The sequence below is a fragment of the Halobacterium sp. R2-5 genome (genome assembly GCF_011734195.1).
Classification (GTDB): Archaea; Halobacteriota; Halobacteria; order Halobacteriales; family Halobacteriaceae; genus Halobacterium.
In genome coordinates this window covers 198,975-214,203 of the sequence record NZ_JAANTH010000003.1, presented here as the reverse complement: position 1 = coordinate 214,203, position 15,229 = coordinate 198,975, and the positions used below count along the sequence as shown (strand labels likewise).

Annotated in this window: 12 protein-coding genes; 5 read left to right on the top strand and 7 right to left on the bottom strand. The window is 56.4% G+C overall.

Features of this window, described 5'->3' with window-relative positions:
* Window positions 1-302: 302 nt before the first annotated feature.
* Window positions 303-749, top strand: coding sequence for a universal stress protein (locus G9C83_RS15560; RefSeq protein ID WP_167247616.1), 447 nt, complete (start codon window positions 303-305; stop codon window positions 747-749).
* Window positions 750-994: 245 nt separating this feature from the next.
* On the opposite strand, the gene G9C83_RS15555 is transcribed toward G9C83_RS15560, so the two are convergent.
* The 5 genes from G9C83_RS15555 to G9C83_RS15535 all read right to left on the bottom strand — a co-directional run bounded on the left by G9C83_RS15555 (window position 995) and on the right by G9C83_RS15535 (window position 6,495).
* Window positions 995-2,470, bottom strand: coding sequence for a tripartite tricarboxylate transporter permease (locus G9C83_RS15555; RefSeq protein WP_167247614.1), 1,476 nt, complete (start codon window positions 2,468-2,470; stop codon window positions 995-997).
* Between the two features lie 42 nt (window positions 2,471-2,512).
* The gene (locus tag G9C83_RS15550; protein WP_167247612.1) at window positions 2,513-3,061 is read right to left on the bottom strand and encodes a tripartite tricarboxylate transporter TctB family protein; all 549 of its coding nucleotides are present in this window, start codon (window positions 3,059-3,061) and stop codon (window positions 2,513-2,515) included.
* Complete coding sequence (locus tag G9C83_RS15545) at window positions 3,061-4,155, bottom strand: tripartite tricarboxylate transporter substrate binding protein (protein ID WP_167247610.1); 1,095 nt, start codon at window positions 4,153-4,155, stop codon at window positions 3,061-3,063. Before G9C83_RS15545 ends, G9C83_RS15550 begins: the two co-directional genes overlap by 1 nt.
* A gap of 305 nt (window positions 4,156-4,460) precedes the next feature.
* Window positions 4,461-5,588 (bottom strand): mandelate racemase/muconate lactonizing enzyme family protein, encoded by a 1,128-nt coding sequence (locus tag G9C83_RS15540; protein WP_167247608.1) that lies wholly within the window; start codon window positions 5,586-5,588, stop codon window positions 4,461-4,463.
* Window positions 5,589-5,697: 109 nt separating this feature from the next.
* A complete protein-coding gene (locus tag G9C83_RS15535) occupies window positions 5,698-6,495 on the bottom strand; it encodes an SDR family oxidoreductase (RefSeq protein WP_167247606.1) in 798 nt (265 codons plus the stop codon).
* A gap of 80 nt (window positions 6,496-6,575) precedes the next feature.
* On the opposite strand from G9C83_RS15535, the gene G9C83_RS15530 reads away from it, so the two are divergent.
* The 4 genes from G9C83_RS15530 to G9C83_RS15515 all read left to right on the top strand — a co-directional run bounded on the left by G9C83_RS15530 (window position 6,576) and on the right by G9C83_RS15515 (window position 11,730).
* Window positions 6,576-7,772 carry an MFS transporter gene (locus tag G9C83_RS15530; RefSeq protein WP_167247604.1) on the top strand — a complete coding sequence of 399 codons (1,197 nt, stop codon included), beginning with the start codon at window positions 6,576-6,578 and terminating at the stop codon, window positions 7,770-7,772.
* A gap of 105 nt (window positions 7,773-7,877) precedes the next feature.
* Window positions 7,878-8,636 (top strand): IclR family transcriptional regulator, encoded by a 759-nt coding sequence (locus G9C83_RS15525; protein WP_167247602.1) that lies wholly within the window; start codon window positions 7,878-7,880, stop codon window positions 8,634-8,636.
* A 777-nt stretch (window positions 8,637-9,413) separates the two neighbouring features.
* Complete coding sequence (locus G9C83_RS15520) at window positions 9,414-10,760, top strand: MmgE/PrpD family protein (RefSeq protein WP_167247600.1); 1,347 nt, start codon at window positions 9,414-9,416, stop codon at window positions 10,758-10,760.
* Window positions 10,761-11,259: 499 nt separating this feature from the next.
* The gene (locus G9C83_RS15515) at window positions 11,260-11,730 is read left to right on the top strand and encodes a hypothetical protein (protein WP_167247597.1); all 471 of its coding nucleotides are present in this window, start codon (window positions 11,260-11,262) and stop codon (window positions 11,728-11,730) included.
* Between the two features lie 67 nt (window positions 11,731-11,797).
* On the opposite strand, the gene G9C83_RS15510 is transcribed toward G9C83_RS15515, so the two are convergent.
* Both G9C83_RS15510 and G9C83_RS15505 read right to left on the bottom strand, forming a co-directional pair.
* Complete coding sequence (locus G9C83_RS15510; RefSeq protein WP_167247595.1) at window positions 11,798-13,024, bottom strand: phage integrase SAM-like domain-containing protein; 1,227 nt, start codon at window positions 13,022-13,024, stop codon at window positions 11,798-11,800.
* 486 nt (window positions 13,025-13,510) lie between these two features.
* Window positions 13,511-14,431 carry a sulfite exporter TauE/SafE family protein gene (locus tag G9C83_RS15505; RefSeq protein WP_167247593.1) on the bottom strand — a complete coding sequence of 307 codons (921 nt, stop codon included), beginning with the start codon at window positions 14,429-14,431 and terminating at the stop codon, window positions 13,511-13,513.
* Between the last annotated feature and the right edge of the window lie 798 nt (window positions 14,432-15,229).

Sequence of the window (15,229 nt, the reverse complement as noted above, 5' to 3'; positions counted from 1 at the left end):
GTTCCGATGCCACACTGTTAGTTTGGCAAGTACACGAACGACAGGCGAACCCAATCGCTTTCATCGGACCGTCCATAGGTGCGGTTAGTATGAAACTCGGTATCTTCGGTGCTGGCGGCGTCGGTAGGTACCTTGGTGCTCACCTGGCGGACGCGACCCACAAGTCTATCTCATCGTTCGCTTGGGAACACTCGCGTCTCATCCCGCTTCTGTACTGACTAGCTCTGGGAAACAATCATTCTCGACAAATGATCTCCCAATCGTCCTATAACCTTATGTGGGCAGGCGAACACAGCCTGTGTATGGCAACGATAGCAGTAGTTCTGGATAGCGCCGAGGCCAACGAACAGCTACTCGAAACCGCGAAGCGACATGTTACTGGGACGGATCTGGAGATTGTCCTCTGTCGGATTGTCGACCGCGACGAGTACGAGGGAGACGTCCGTCGACAGGCTGAATCAAGTGAACGTGTTGACAGCATCGAAGAGGTCGAGCGAGAGGCAAAAGCCGAGGCTGAAGCCGTTGGTGAGAAGTTCTTCGGCGATGACGTCTCGTTCACCGCGGTCGGTGCAATCGGAACGATCCCCGAAGATGTCATCAAAATCGCTGACGAGTGGGACACCAACCACGTCTTCATCGCGGGGAAAAAGCGCTCTCCCGCAGGGAAGATGCTTTTTGGTGATGAGGCCCAGAAACTCATCCTTGACTTCTATGGGCCGGTCACGGTTGTCACCGAAAACAGCAGTTAGGAACCCCTCCCACTGACGTCCTATTCCGAGTCGTATCAGGCCCAGACAACGACCGTTATATCTCTTCAAGCGATCGCAACTCCGCCGTGTCGTTTACACCTCACGCCAATCAAACCCGATGTCACTCCGGACAACCCACCTGTCTTCGAGATTCAGAAGACGAAGGTTATCGTTCTTTGGTGGAGGTTTGACCTAGTACCTGTGTCGCTGACGACTCGTCAAAAAATAGTAGTGCCGTAGCAGATTTATCCTGCGCGGACCCGGGAGAGGCCGTCGTAAATCTCCCGGAAGTACGGCGAGAAGAACGTCACAACTGAGAGGACAAGTAGGATTGCGACGATGGGCTTGGTGACCACCGGACCAACTGCGCCGCCACTGATGGCGAGGGCCCGGCGAATACCCAACTCAATGATCGGTGCGAGCACGATGGCAAGCACGATTGGACCAACTGGGAAGTCGAACTTCTTCAGGACGTACCCGAGGACTCCCATAGCGAACATCAGCCATGCCTGCCGGAGCGTGTTCTCGAGTGCGAACGTTCCCACGATGGTCAACACCGCGATGACCGAGAACAGGATCGCACGGGGTGTCTCCAACACTCGAACGAACACCGGCAGGAGCATGAAGGCGATCACGACGAAGAAGATGTTCGCCAAGATGAACCCACCGAACCACATCCAGAGTAGCTCTGACTGCTCGGTGAAGAGCTGTGGTCCGGGACTGATATTCAGGATATTTAGGGCACCGAGCATGACTGCCGTGGTGCCACTACCTGGAATACCGAGGGTGAGAAGCGGGATCATCGCCCCACCAGTCGCAGCGTTGTTCGCGGACTCGGAAGCAGCGACGCCCTCGATGACGCCTGTACCGAATTCCTTCCCGCGGTGGGCGATCCGCTGAGCGATGCCGTAGTGAATAAATGACCCCAGCGTGGACCCGGACCCGGGAAGCGTTCCGATAAACGAGCCGACGAACATACCGCTCACGATGACGCGAGCGGACTCCTTGATGTCAGCCATCGACGGGAATGTGGATTCGACCCGCTGGCCAAATCCTTTGACTGAGTCATGGATCGTTTCGACGTTCAGCAGCACTTCCGAGACGGCGAACAGCCCAATGAGCGCTGCGATGAAGTTAATCCCGTCGGTTAGGAGCAGCGAGTCAAGGGTGAATCGGCTGTACCCCGAGACGGGGTCCCGACCGATCGTCGCGATGAAGATCCCCAGCGCCGTCCCGACAAGCCCTTTTGCTAGGCTGTCGCCAGAGACGGCGGAGACGAGGCTTAACCCGAAGATCGAAATCGCGGCGATTTCGGCGGGACCGAAGTTGAGCGCGAACTCAGCGAACGGCGGCCCGATGGTGATGAGTACGACGACGCTGAATAATCCCCCAAGGCCGGAAGCGAGCGCTGCGATTCCCAGTGCGCGACCGGACTCCCCCTTCTTCGACATCGGGTAGCCGTCAAAGGTCGTTGCGGCCGCTGCTGTGGTCCCGGGTGTGTTGATGAGGATCGCTGCTACCGATCCACCGTATTGCGCCCCGGAGTAGATCCCGAAGAAGAAGATCATCGCCGGGATTGGATCCATCCCGAACGCTACCGGGAGAAGGATCGCAACCGTTACGGACGCGTTGAGTCCAGGGATCATCCCGGCTGACACGCCGATAATAACGGATGCGATGATTATCCCGATCAGATAGGGATCGGTGAATATCTCAAGCATCACGCCGACCTGTAACGGGCTAAATTGTTCAATCATTACTATTTATAGCACCCCTGTGATCAGATCACGCAGCAGTGGTGATGGGAGCGGGAGCCCGAGTCCGGTCGTGAACACGAGGTAGATAGCCACGGTGAACCCGATGGCGAGTACCGCCGCAAGCAGATATCGCCGAAACCCGTTTGTCATAAACAACAGGAACAGCAGTGCGGTTGTTGACACTCCGAAACCGATGTTTTCGAACACGAGCATGTATCCTGCGCAAAGCAGGATGAACGTGAGCACGCGCAGTCCATCGCGGACTTGCATCTCGACGATCTTGTCATCCAGCTCCTTCCTCCGCCGCCGCCAAAGGCGGATCGACAACAGGTACACGCTCATTAATACCATCGTCACACCCGCAAGCTGCGGGAATAGTCGTGGTCCAACACCCGCACCAAACGGGTTCTCGAGTGGCAGGTTCAGCTGACTGTAGATGGCAGCGAACGCTCCGAGCACTCCCAACAGTACCAGTATTGCAATCTCACCTGTACTCTTGCGCAGGTGGATTGTCTCGTCAAGCCGCTCTCGGACTGTGTTCGCCTTGAATTCCATCAGTTATCCGAATAGATACCGAGGTTGTTCTCTTTGAAGACCTCCGTGAACCGTTCGTTGACCCCCTCGACGTAGTTGTAGAACTCCTCGCCCCGGAGGAACGCGGGATTCACGTTGTTGTTGCTGGCGTACTCCTCGAACTCATCGGTGTTGTAGATCTCCTCATACAGGTCTCGGAGGTACTCGACGCGGGATTGCGGCGTATCGCCGTGAACGACAGTGCCACGGAACTGCTCGACGACAATCTCCGTATCGAACGCTTGGTTGACGTATGGGACGTCAGGGTAGAGCTCGAGCTCCTGTCCCGAGAAGTGCAGGAGATACTGCACCTCTCCGGATTCACGCTGGTCACTAACCTCGCTTGGCGCGGTGACCGCAGCGTCGACGTCGCCCGCCAGCAGCGCCGAAACCTGCTCGCCGCCACCCGAGAAGGGGACAATCTCTGCGTTCATGTCCGTCCGCCTACTCAGGAGGAATGCTGCCGTGTGGTCCTGTGTCCCGACGTCGAACGAGGCAATGGACACACGGTTCTCTGCGGCGTAGTCACGGAACTCTTGGATGCTGTTGAACCTGTCGTCGTCACCGCGAATGACCAGCAGGATTGGCTCGACGCCCATCCGGGCAATCGGGGTGAAGTCCTCGTACGTGATCCCGATGTCGCGTGAGAGTGGCGTCACGACCAGGTTCGTGGTCACGTTAAGGACGGTGTGGCCGTCAGGGTCCTGGTCAAGCGTGTACCGCATTCCGGCTTCGCCACCGCCGCCGGTTTGGTTAATCGCCCGAGCATCGACTGGCAGCAAGTCATTCTGTCGAATCGGTCGGAGGTACCCCTGCCGGACGATCGTGTCGCTGCCGCCACCGCGGCTGGCCCACGCGACGAACGTCATCCGCTGGGAGGGGTAGTCGTCGCCCCCGCCTCCGTTGGAATCTGTGTTTCCGTTGGAATCTGTGTTTCCGTTGGAATCCGTGTTTCCGTCGCCCGAGCCGTCTCCGTCGCCACCTCCGTCACCGCCGGCACATCCGGCGAGACCAGCAAGTCCCGCAGCGCCAGTCAGTCGCAGGTACTCCCGTCGAGTCGGTAGTTTGTCCTTCATAGTTGGTCTCCTCCACGAGCATTGCGTAGCGCGTACACCACGCATCCTCGTGGGGTGATGGCATGTCTCTACGACAACCTAATAAAACTTTCGTGGGGGATAGGGCAGAAGTCGAGTTCGCTCCCCACAGAGGGGTAACAACCACATGTCGGAGCTACAGCAGGGACGTGTACAGCTCGCAGAAACGGCGGTAACGGATTCGAATCCCAGTGAGGGTATTGAATGCGTCGCCGATACGCCTGACGCCATGAAGATATTGGCCCGGGCTTGAGATCCCGAGTTTGCGGGTCGCTATCAGGCTCGTGTTAGTCGATCCGGTACTCCTCGAAGACCTCGTCGTCGATGGTGACACCGAGTCCAGGTTCAGACGGCGGGTCGATGCGCCCACCGTCTTGGACGTAGATGGCGTCCTGGTTTTCGACGTACTTGCCGGCGATATACTCGCCGGGATCGTCGATGTCGTCGTCGAGGACGGCGAACTCGATGAGCGAGCACTTGCGGCTCGCCGCCGCCACGTGGAGGCTGGCGGCATAGTTAATCGCTGGTCCGAGCGCGTGCGGAACGAGCTCTTTGTTGTACGTCTCAACTAGGTTGGCGACGCGCATTGCCCCCGTGATGCCGCCGACGTAGTCGACGGAGGGCTGATAAATATCGAGTGCGCCCGCTTCGAGGTGCTTCTTTGCTGGGTAATGAGGGGTGTGTGTCTGGTATCCCGAAATCGGGACTTCGACGTCTTGGTTGAGCTGGGCCTGCCCCTGTATATCCGTGTGGGCGATAGGTTCTTCGAACCATTCGACCTCGTACTCACCGGCCGTCTTTGCGACGCGGCGGGCATCAGTGTATTCGTACGACGTGTTCGCGTCGATGGCCAGCCCAAAGCCCTCCGGACTGCCTTCGGTGATGGTCCGGATGCGGTGGCGGTCTTCCTCGACGCCAAAGCCGGCACCTACCTTCATCGCCTCGAAGCCCTTTTCGTCGAGCCAGTTTGCATATTCAACCAGCTCGTCCGCTTCCTTATCGACCGGGAACGTCGCGTACGCGTTAACGGTGCCGGTCTGACCGCCGAGTAGCTCGTACACCGGTAGTCCGGCGTTCTTGCCGACGATGTCCCAAAGTGCCTCATCGATCGCGCTCAGAGCACCGTATGCACCCGCACGCTTCACGTGGAGGTACAGCTCGTGCCAGATGTCCTTAACGTCACGTGGATCTTTGCCGATGACGTGGCGGCCGATCGACTCGATGGACTGGGCTAGGAACCGATTGTTCTCCTCGGAGCGGTAGAACGACTCTCCGAGTCCGGTGATCCCTTCGTCCGTATGTACCTTCACGACAACCGAACTAATGTCGAGTTCTCGGGCGCCAACCTGCGCCGGTAGGGACGCGGCATCGACAGCGCTCCCGAGAACTGCAGTTTCGATATCGGTTACTTCCATTGCAGTTCGCTCATGCACACCATCTCATAAAAATTAATGGGGTGCCAGAGCGATTGACCGGCTCATCCCGAGCCGCCGCAAGTGGGTTGGCTTGGTATGGCCAGCTGGCTTACAGCACGTGGCGACTCCAACCACCGTCGACGCTCACTACCTCGCCCGTCATGTAGCTAGAGCGTGGCGACGCGAAGAACGCGACGGCGTCGGCAAACTCGGACGGCTTGCCCGGTCGATCCATCGACACCTCATCGACGCGGCTCTGGAGTGCTTCATCCCACGAAATGTCACGTTGTTCTGCCCGCCGTTCCACTTTGTACTCGATCCGGTCCGTCATTATGAAGCGAGGAGTCACGGCGTTAGCACGGACGGCGGGTGCAAACTCCCGAGAGATCGTTTTCGTGAGCCCGTAGAGGCCGAGCCGGTACACATTCGAAATCGCATGCCCCAGTGGGGGTTCTCTGGCCGAGGCGCTCGTGACGGTGATTAGCGACCCAAGATCACTGTCCTCAAGGTGGGGTAGCGTCGCCTCCGCCAACCACCGATTGCTTGAGATGACCAACTCGTGGCTGTCGGCCCACTGCTCCTCGGTCGCCTCCTCGAATGTGACCGCCGGAGGGCCGCCGTGGTTGTTCACTTGCACGTCAACCCCCCCAAACGTATCGACCGTTCGCGAAACAAGCTGGTCGATCTGATCTCGCTCAGTGATATCGCACTCCACAGGAAGAATCCGATTGGCATCGACGCCAGCTTCTTCCCGCAGTTGAGTAGCAGCGTCTTCGATGCTTTCCTGCGACCGCGAACAGATTGTCACATTCGCGCCCTCCTCGAGGAAGCGTTTTGCGACTGCGTAACCGATCCCTTTGCTTGAAGCCGCGACGATAGCGGTTCGATCGGCAAGTCGTAAGTCCATCGTCCTCTTGCTTTGGGTAAGTATACTTAAGTCCTTGCGCCAGTCACTGCTTTCCACGCACGCCGGCTCCCACACAATCTATGAACGTCTCTTGGAGAAGTCTGTACTCAACGGTCCGCACGTATGATCTTGTAGTCCTCGTCTCGCTACTGTGGTTCATGGTCCAGTTTCTCCGGTTCGTGTTTCCCCCCTTATTCGAGACGTTTCAGGCGATCTACAACGTGTCGAATACACAGACTGGCATCCTCTTCACCGCGATGATGCTGGCATACTCGACCGTTCAGTTCCCGGCTGGAATGCTCGGCGACCGGATTGGGCGATCGTTCGTCATCCTCCTCGGTGCCACAGTGTTCGCGTTTGCAGCACTCCTCGCGGCCGCAAGCCCCAGTTTCGCCGTCGTTCTTATCGCGGCGATCATGATTGGGCTTGGAACAGGACCACACAAGGCGGTCGCGATTCCACTGTTGTCGAGTCAGTACCCGGATCGAACCGGTCGGGCGCTCGGAGTCATGGATACAATCGGCCAGCTAGGCGGGATGACCGCCCCGCTTGCAGTCGCCGGCATTCTCGCCATCACTGTCTGGCAGGGCGTCTTTGTTCTCGGGGCTACCGTCACTGCCATCCTAATCCTCCTGTTTTTGCTCCGCGTGCGGAACGACGACGAGTTGATGGCACGCGGTAGCGCAGGTGCCGTCGAGGGTGCTGCCGATGGGGAGGACGTGAGCTATCTTGCGGTGTTCAGAAATCGGAGTCTGTTGCTGTTCATGGTCGTCACGATGTTGTTTACGTTTGCTTGGAACGGACTCTCCTCATTCTTTCCACTATTCTTGGCGACCGAAAAGGGACTAGATGGGGAAGTCTCTGGGATTCTGTATAGTCTCTTGTTCGCCGCGAGTGTGTCTCAGACTGTCACCGGTGATCTCAGCGATCGCATGGGCCGCCTACGAGTTAGCAGCCTGCTGTTCGCCGCAATGTTCCTTGGCATCACGACGTTAGTCGTAGCAGAGAGTCTTCCCGTTCTTGTAGTCACGACGGTGGTTGTCGGAGCCGGCTTCCATGGATTCCGGCCTGTCCGTGACTCCTACCTGATGGACGTTATCCCTGAGAGCATTGGTGGTGGCACGCTCGGTGTTATCCGGACTGGTATGACTGGAGTCGGTGCCTTGGCACCCGCATTTGTTGGGTACATCTCCGATGTTGTTGGGTTCGTTACTGCGTTCGCGGTTATCGCGGGCGTATCGGCGGTCGCTGGACTCATCGTAGTGCTGTTGCGGTAGTTTGGCGTCGTGATTGGCGAAATTGAATCGGACCTGCGTTGATTTCGGGTCGTAGTGGCGTTAATCCGCCGCAGGATTGAAGGGAATGCACACAAGTTGTTCGTCATGGACGAACTCTCTCGGTCGGTCCAATCGGTCGAAACGATGTTCAATATCGTAGAGTTACTAGTCGAACGCGACGGAGCTGGCGTAACAGAGATCTCCCAGGAACTTAATCTTGCGAAGAGCACGGTCCATCAACAGCTCTCCACGCTGCGTTCGCTCGGATATGCCGTCATGGAAGAGGACAAGTACTACCCTGGACTCCGGTTTCTCTCTATTGGGGAGTACACACGGAACAGACGCGAAGTGACGCAAAAGGCTGGCCCAATGGTTGAACAGCTTGCTAAAGAGACGGAGGAGCGCGCACAGTTCTTCGTCGAGGAACACAAACAAGGTGTCTATCTACACATCAGCGAGGGTGAACGGGCCGTTCAAGCGGATCGCCACCCTGGCAAGCTTCGGTACCTCCACTCTAGCGCCGGTGGAAAAGCGATCCTCGCGTTCATGGACCGTGACCGAGTTCAGGAGGTGATCGACCGGTGGGGGCTTCCGGCTGAGACCGAGCACACGATTACGGACGAGGACGAATTATATGCGGAGCTTGACCGGATAACCGAGCGTGGATACGCGACAAACAAGGAAGAGTCGATTGACGGTCTATGGTCGCTTGGCGTCCCCGTTATTGCAAATGGGCAAGTCGTTGGGTCCTTCAGCGTGTCCGGTCCGCGCCACCGACTGGATACAGAGTGGTTCAGGGAGGAACTGCCCAATCTACTTCGAGGAACCGCGAACGAACTTGAGTTGAAGCTCGAGTATTCGTAGCTAATCCGGGGATTTTGTGCGGTATACCACTAATCTAACTGCTGTCGGACGAGTATTAGATTAGCAATCATCCTACTTCCGGTCAAGGACAGGGAGGCTACTCAAATCGTCGAATTGGGTGGGTTGCTCCTGCGACTATTCATTGGTGAAGTTCATCCGGGAGTTCTCAACCGCAAAATGATCGAACAGAGTGGAGGCTTTGTGAGCGTAAGATGGTAGACAAAGAGTGGGTGATAGTGATACAGGAGCAGACGATTTCGTCTTCTCGGTTGCTTGCCCGACTCGCAAACCCGATCGACGACGACACCGAATTTGTCGACATTAGTTATCTCGTCGTTGGCGGATGAATGAGAACGCCACTCGAGAAAGTGCTATTCGGGGTGTATCGCAGTTAGTGCTGGTCCTGATGGAGCCGCCGGTTAGTGCTCTCTGACGGCAAGGAAGCACTACGTTCGCCACCAACGAACAGTACTTTCTCAGGATGTTGGCGCAGTCTATTACGAATATTCGCACAATGAATCAAACTATCATTACATTCAGTGGAATGAGATTGACGCATCAATGAGGAAGTGGGGAAGAATCCAAAAAACTTCCAATTGGCTGAGTTTACAATAGTAGTATTGTAATTCCATTTTTACTGATACGAGTGGGGCGGCTGATAGCGACATCAGCCTAAATATCGTTCGTTACACACGAACGAACCTTCGGTCACAAGCACCCCAAATCGCAGGACTGCAGGTCGAAACACTAATGGTGATATGTCGAAACCACTACCCCATGGGTGAAACAGCCATGCTCGCAGAGTTTGTAGCGTCAACCTCACTCGACGACATCCCTGAGGATGCAACCAGTCACGCAAAGGCCGCAATCCGGGACTACGTGGGAGTTGCATTGTTTGGCTCCCACCATGAGGTCGGGAACAAGGTCTACGACTATCTTGACGCGTACGGCGGTGACGGTGACGCAACCGTTTTCCAGCGTGGGACACGTTCCCCGCCATCCGCAGCTCTTGCCAACGGTGCCTTCGGTCACGCAATTGACTATGATGACACGTTCGAAACTATCGTCATTCACCCGACATCACCGGTGTTTGCAGCCTCACTCGCAGCAGCGGATGATGTCAACGCCACAAGTGAGGATGTCCTCACTGGCTACATCGTCGGCTGCGAAGCTGCATTCCGCGTCGGCCACAGCACCTACCCCGAACACTACCAGAACGGATGGCACAGTACGGGGACCGCAGGATCTTTCGGTGCCGCAGCAGCCGCTGCCCACGTTCTCGGTTTAGATTCCGAAGCAATCGCTCGTGCATTCGGGATTGTCGCGTCCTCCTCGTCGTCCCTTAAGAAGAACTTCGGCTCGATGACGAAACCGCTCCATGCAGGCCACGCTGCCCAGATGGGCGTCCGCGCCGCGCTACTCGCGCGTGATGGGTTTACAGCTGACCCGGAGATCTTCGAGGGTGACATCGGCTACAATCGGGTCATGACCATTGACGATGCGTACGACCCTGACGAAATTACTGAGGGGCTCTCCGAGGAGTGGGCCGTTCTCGACATTGGCTTCAAGCCGTACCCATCTGGCGTTATCACGCACGCAGCAATGGATGGTATGCGCGACCTCGTTACGGAACATGATCTGACTCCCGAATCCGTTGAGGAAATCGTTGTGACACTCGACGACGCTGCCTCGGAGATGCTAATCCACGCCAAACCGGAGGACGCGCTCCAGGCGAAGTTCTCGATTGAGTTCTGTCTCGCCGCGATTCTACGCGAGGGCGATGCTGGCATTCATGAATTCACCGACGAGTACGTTGCTCAGCCTGAAACGAAGGAGGCGATTGAGAAGGTGTCACGAGCGTTTGAAGAGAATCTCTTTGGCGACCAGTACGCCGGGTACGGCGCGATCGTTCGCGTAACAACAACTGACGGCGAGAAGTATCGTGAAGAGATTCGCTACGCACCCGGGAGCCCGAATAACCCAGTTAGCGAAGAGCGGCTCCGTTCAAAGTTCATGACGTGTGCCGAGACCCGACTCAATGATACGGACGTCGACGTTCTCTCCGATGCGATCGAGGAGTTTGAAAACGTTGACCTCGACAAGTTCCGAAACCTCGTCGCGTAACGATTGACCTGGCTTTCGATAAATCTGATTTTCCAACGGGGGTACTGTGGACTGAGCTCAGATCACTAGGAGAGGTGACGTACGTCTTGTTCCCCCTGTACCCATGCACACTTCGAATAATTTCGTGCAGCCTCTGAACATCCGATTCTGAAAGACGCTTCATCAGACTAGGTCGCGTTGGGCCCCAGTAGACTTTAGTTGTTTGTTAACGTACCCCCAGATTATGTCCGAAGCGACGCGAAGTCAAGACTCTCAGTACTTTATCTCCTCGCAGCAGCAGTACATTTTCGCACCTCTTTCCACAGCGACTCGTTTAATTGGCCGAGAGCAGGAAGAGTTAGCAGACGAACGGTCTGCATTCGAGGCCTTCGAAGCCCGTTTGCAATCAATTCTGCCTATAGAGTCAACATATTCCCAACATCCAGCAGCAGGTCTCAGCCGTCAAAGTACGGATGCTGGGAGAGTTACCCAACTCCGCAATGCGTACCGGCAAACAGTAATGGACGTCCCACATTACGAGCGAGTATATGATGAGACACTTGTGGAACACTTCAAGAATGAATTCGGACCAAAGTACGTTGGCATATTTGAAGATGCAACGTCGGCAGCCTTTACCCCACAGTACAAGTCCGCACTCCAGCTGAAGGTAAGAGAGACGGTTAAGAGACGAGAGGAAGTCCTCAGAATGCTTGACGTAGAGGAGAAGTCAGTAAGAGACGCATGGACTTCACTAGAAGAGATTTGCTCACCGCTTCAAACGACAGTAATTCCGGACTGGTATACTGATTCCTTCACAACGCGACTTGACGCAATTGCAGCTGCGCGACAGGAACGGCTCCAAGAACGAGACGACCTTGACCACACTCAGGGTCTCTCGTTATGTGCGTATGCCTACGATGACCAGCCATGGACATACCCTGTTCTAACGTCAGTCGCCCGAGTACGTGAGACAGTGACCTTTGAGAGGTGATTCTTCGTCTTTAGGGGTGGTGTACAAAACTGAACGGCATCCAATGGCCGAACAAGGACTAGCAGACTCAGTTCTCAATCTCACTAAGCGCTTCTGTGGCAACATCGCCTAGTTCGCCAGCCTCGATGTGCGAGTAGTGTTCCCGGACCATTTCTTCGGAGTTGTCCAGATATCGGGCAGCAACCGTGTACCCAAACGCTCGGACGAGGACCTCACCCATCCCACGTCGTCCACCATGGGGGGCGAGATAATCGTGTTTGGAGTCATCGATGTCGATTTCAGCGGCTTCGGAGAGCCGTTGGAGGATTGATCGTGCACCATCCGTCGTAATCGACGACGGCCGAATATCCTCGTCGAGGGCCAGTAAGAAGTCACGAGCGTAGGCAGCACGTCGCTCGTCGATTGCATCCGGTTGAAATCCGCGATCGGCCAGCCCGTCTTGGACGAGGGTTGCGAGCGTTCGCTGGTCGAACGTCGGAAACACAGGCCACCGCTCCGACGGAGGATCCATCAACTGACGATAGCTCCGCAGCGGCGAAATTACCGGATCAGGAAGGCTCGCCGCATCCCACTGCTGTTTCTTTCGGTAGACATCCATACTCCCATCCTCAAGCGAGATCTCCTCCCACCGAACCCCACGCCGGCGTGGGTCGTTGGGGTCCCGAAGGACCTCGCCAACTCGGACAGCGGTGTACGCAAGGACAAACACGAGAGCGCGGTCACGAGCCGCCTTCAACGCCACGTAGCGCGCTCGCTGCCGCTCAAGAGGGGGAACATCCTCCGGGAGAGTCGTGTAGGTCTCGATGGTGTCACGGGCCTGCTCGTCGACGTACCGAGTGAGTGCGTGGCGCTGTTCGGACGTCCAGGCCTGCTGGTCACCGGGCTTGCGGCCGTCGTCTTCAGGCAGCGGCGCCATCGCGCTCGCCCGCTGCGCGTAGTGCGCCTCGAGGTAGCCCTCGTTGACGCACCAGCCACACCACGCAGAGATATAGCGATAATAGGTTTGTACAGTATTCTGTTTGAGGCCCCGGTCACCAGCGAGATGGCGCGCGTATTCACGGAAGACACGTTCGTCAAGGTCCTCGAAGGTAGGTTCTCGGTCAACGTCATCGGGGACGATCCCAGTCCAGCTGTCACCACCGCGGTCGCCGGCAGCCCACTCCACGAACCGCCTTAGTTCGCGTGCTGCATTACGTCGATAGTTCCCGCCGTCGCCACCGCGGCCTTTCCCCTTGTCCTGGAGGTACCGCTCGAAGCTGTCGTCGAGCGGCGTCGAGAGTGTCCGGTCAGACAATGACCGAACCCGCACGGTTCTCCGAACCTGTTCTCAGTGGCTCTACTTCGGGGAAAGCGTCGTCGTGAGCCGATTGCAGCATTCGTGCTTACCCCACAGCGTCGGGGTACTTCAATGTGGTCATGATTATTGGGGTAATCACGACCAGTATTCCTATCGAGGGAATTCGTCGATTTCCAGAGTTCCAGAGCTCCTACCAGCCGAATCAGGGAGATACAACCCTGAATAAATCCTATGATACTATATCAAATGTCGGAAGGTCGGGATCGTCACAAATAGCGCTGAGCTGGAACTCTCGAAAGCTACGTCCCAGGTGTGTGAGCAAATCATGGATTTCGGCCGTGGCGTGACAGTCGAGCAATACGACCGAAGGGACCGACGCCTCAGAAGACGACCCGGTCGAAGGAGTCGGTTTCGTGTCGTCCGATGTCAGGGAGTTAACGCGCCTCCAGAACCAGGGATACGCGGATATCAAACCCTAACGCGCTAGAAAAGCTTCGGGACCGTGTTTCGGAAAATGTTGACCGAGATGACGAACAGCAGGGTGATAACGAACCAGTTGAACTTCTGGTCGTCGACCTCGAGTCGGCGTAGATAGGTTCCGAGGAGAAGCCCCACAATCGTGATAACCGCAATAATGGACCCGAGCCAGAGCCGGTACGTGGTCATGAGATTCGTGAAAAGCGCCATCTGAAGAATGCGGACTGTGAAGATGATTCCGAGAACCATAGAGAGCCCGCCGATATAGCGCTCGGTATCACGCTCGAACGTATGGAAATACGCCGGGAGTAGCGGCCCGAGGTTAGATACTGCGAGCAGGAATCCTTCGAGAAAGCCAGCGGTACTGAGTGCGATTGGGTGGTGTGCTTCTTCGATCGTCACAAAATTCTGAACGACCTGAAAAACGACGTACGCGAAGATAATCACCCCGATGAGAAACGGTACAATCGGTCCGGCGCTGTACTGGGCAAGGAAGTAGACGCCGGTAATTGACCCAACGATTGCCAGTAGGATGAGAAGCCATTCCTCCCGGACGAACGACAGACCAGTCTTGGTCTCCCCGATCTGGAACATATTGATCATCCAGGGTGGGATAGCGAGAACGACAACCGCAATTGTCGGGTCTATAACAGAGGCAAAGATGGGGGTCGTAATCAGTGCGTATCCAAAGCCTATCATCCCCTTCACGACGCCTGCGACAACAGCGACGACAGCAAAGAGCAGGAGTAATTCGGTCGAGACGTTCGACTGGACGCCCTTCGAAACGTTATCCCATCCAGGGAAGAAGACGATCGAGCACGTAAGAACCGCGAGCGTCGCGAACAGCATCGTTACTTCTCGATACCGGAATTGAAGCAGGTTCTTAACGAACTGGCGAGGATCGACTCTGGCGTTACGTGTACTCATACTGTGGAGTGTTTGCTGATAACCCACAATAGCCGAACGTGTAATCCAGTATCTCCGTCGGTAACATCCTCATGCAGGTATGACGGACCGAAACCCGCAATCCTCACTGTTCTCTCGATAGGTGAGCGCCACGCACGGAGTTTATAGAAACAAGAGGCGTCACATATACCGGAAGATATTGCTGCGAGGTATCTCAGTGTTAGCTGGCTCAGTCAGCACCAACGACCCAATAAGCGAGGTCTCCCAAATCGCTATGCATCGACAGCATTGGTCTCGACTCTTGGACCGGTGCTCCAGATGAGGGTGCTCCGGTGGGCGACCAAATTTCCTTTAGTTAGACCGCCGTACAGCCGGTAATGACGGAGATCCCTGATTCGCTACGTCTACTCTACGAAACGACACTCGAAAAGCGCGGTGACCAGTACACGGTTTCGGTCCCAAAGGGACTCGTCGACGAAAGTGCACCCACAAGGGGTGGTGTCTTCTGAGTAGCGCGATTCTACTCAGTAAACAGAGCGCAAGAAGAACACCGACACTGAATCTGCACCAAACGGCGGTCGCGTCCAGAGTCGGAACCAGTATGAAACCGCGCCGGTAGAGGAGGGAGAGGTACGGTCAGTGACGGTCGATACTTGGGAGACCGGGGGACGGGGTCACGAAGGTCGAGCGAGGGTTCGTCGTCTTCGTTCCCGGAGCTCAGTCCGGCGACGAGGTTGACGTTGAAATCACGGACGTCCAGAAGCGGTCGCGTTCGCCGGGCCAGTGACCGAGGCAGAAGCCCGATAGCGCAGCTAACCC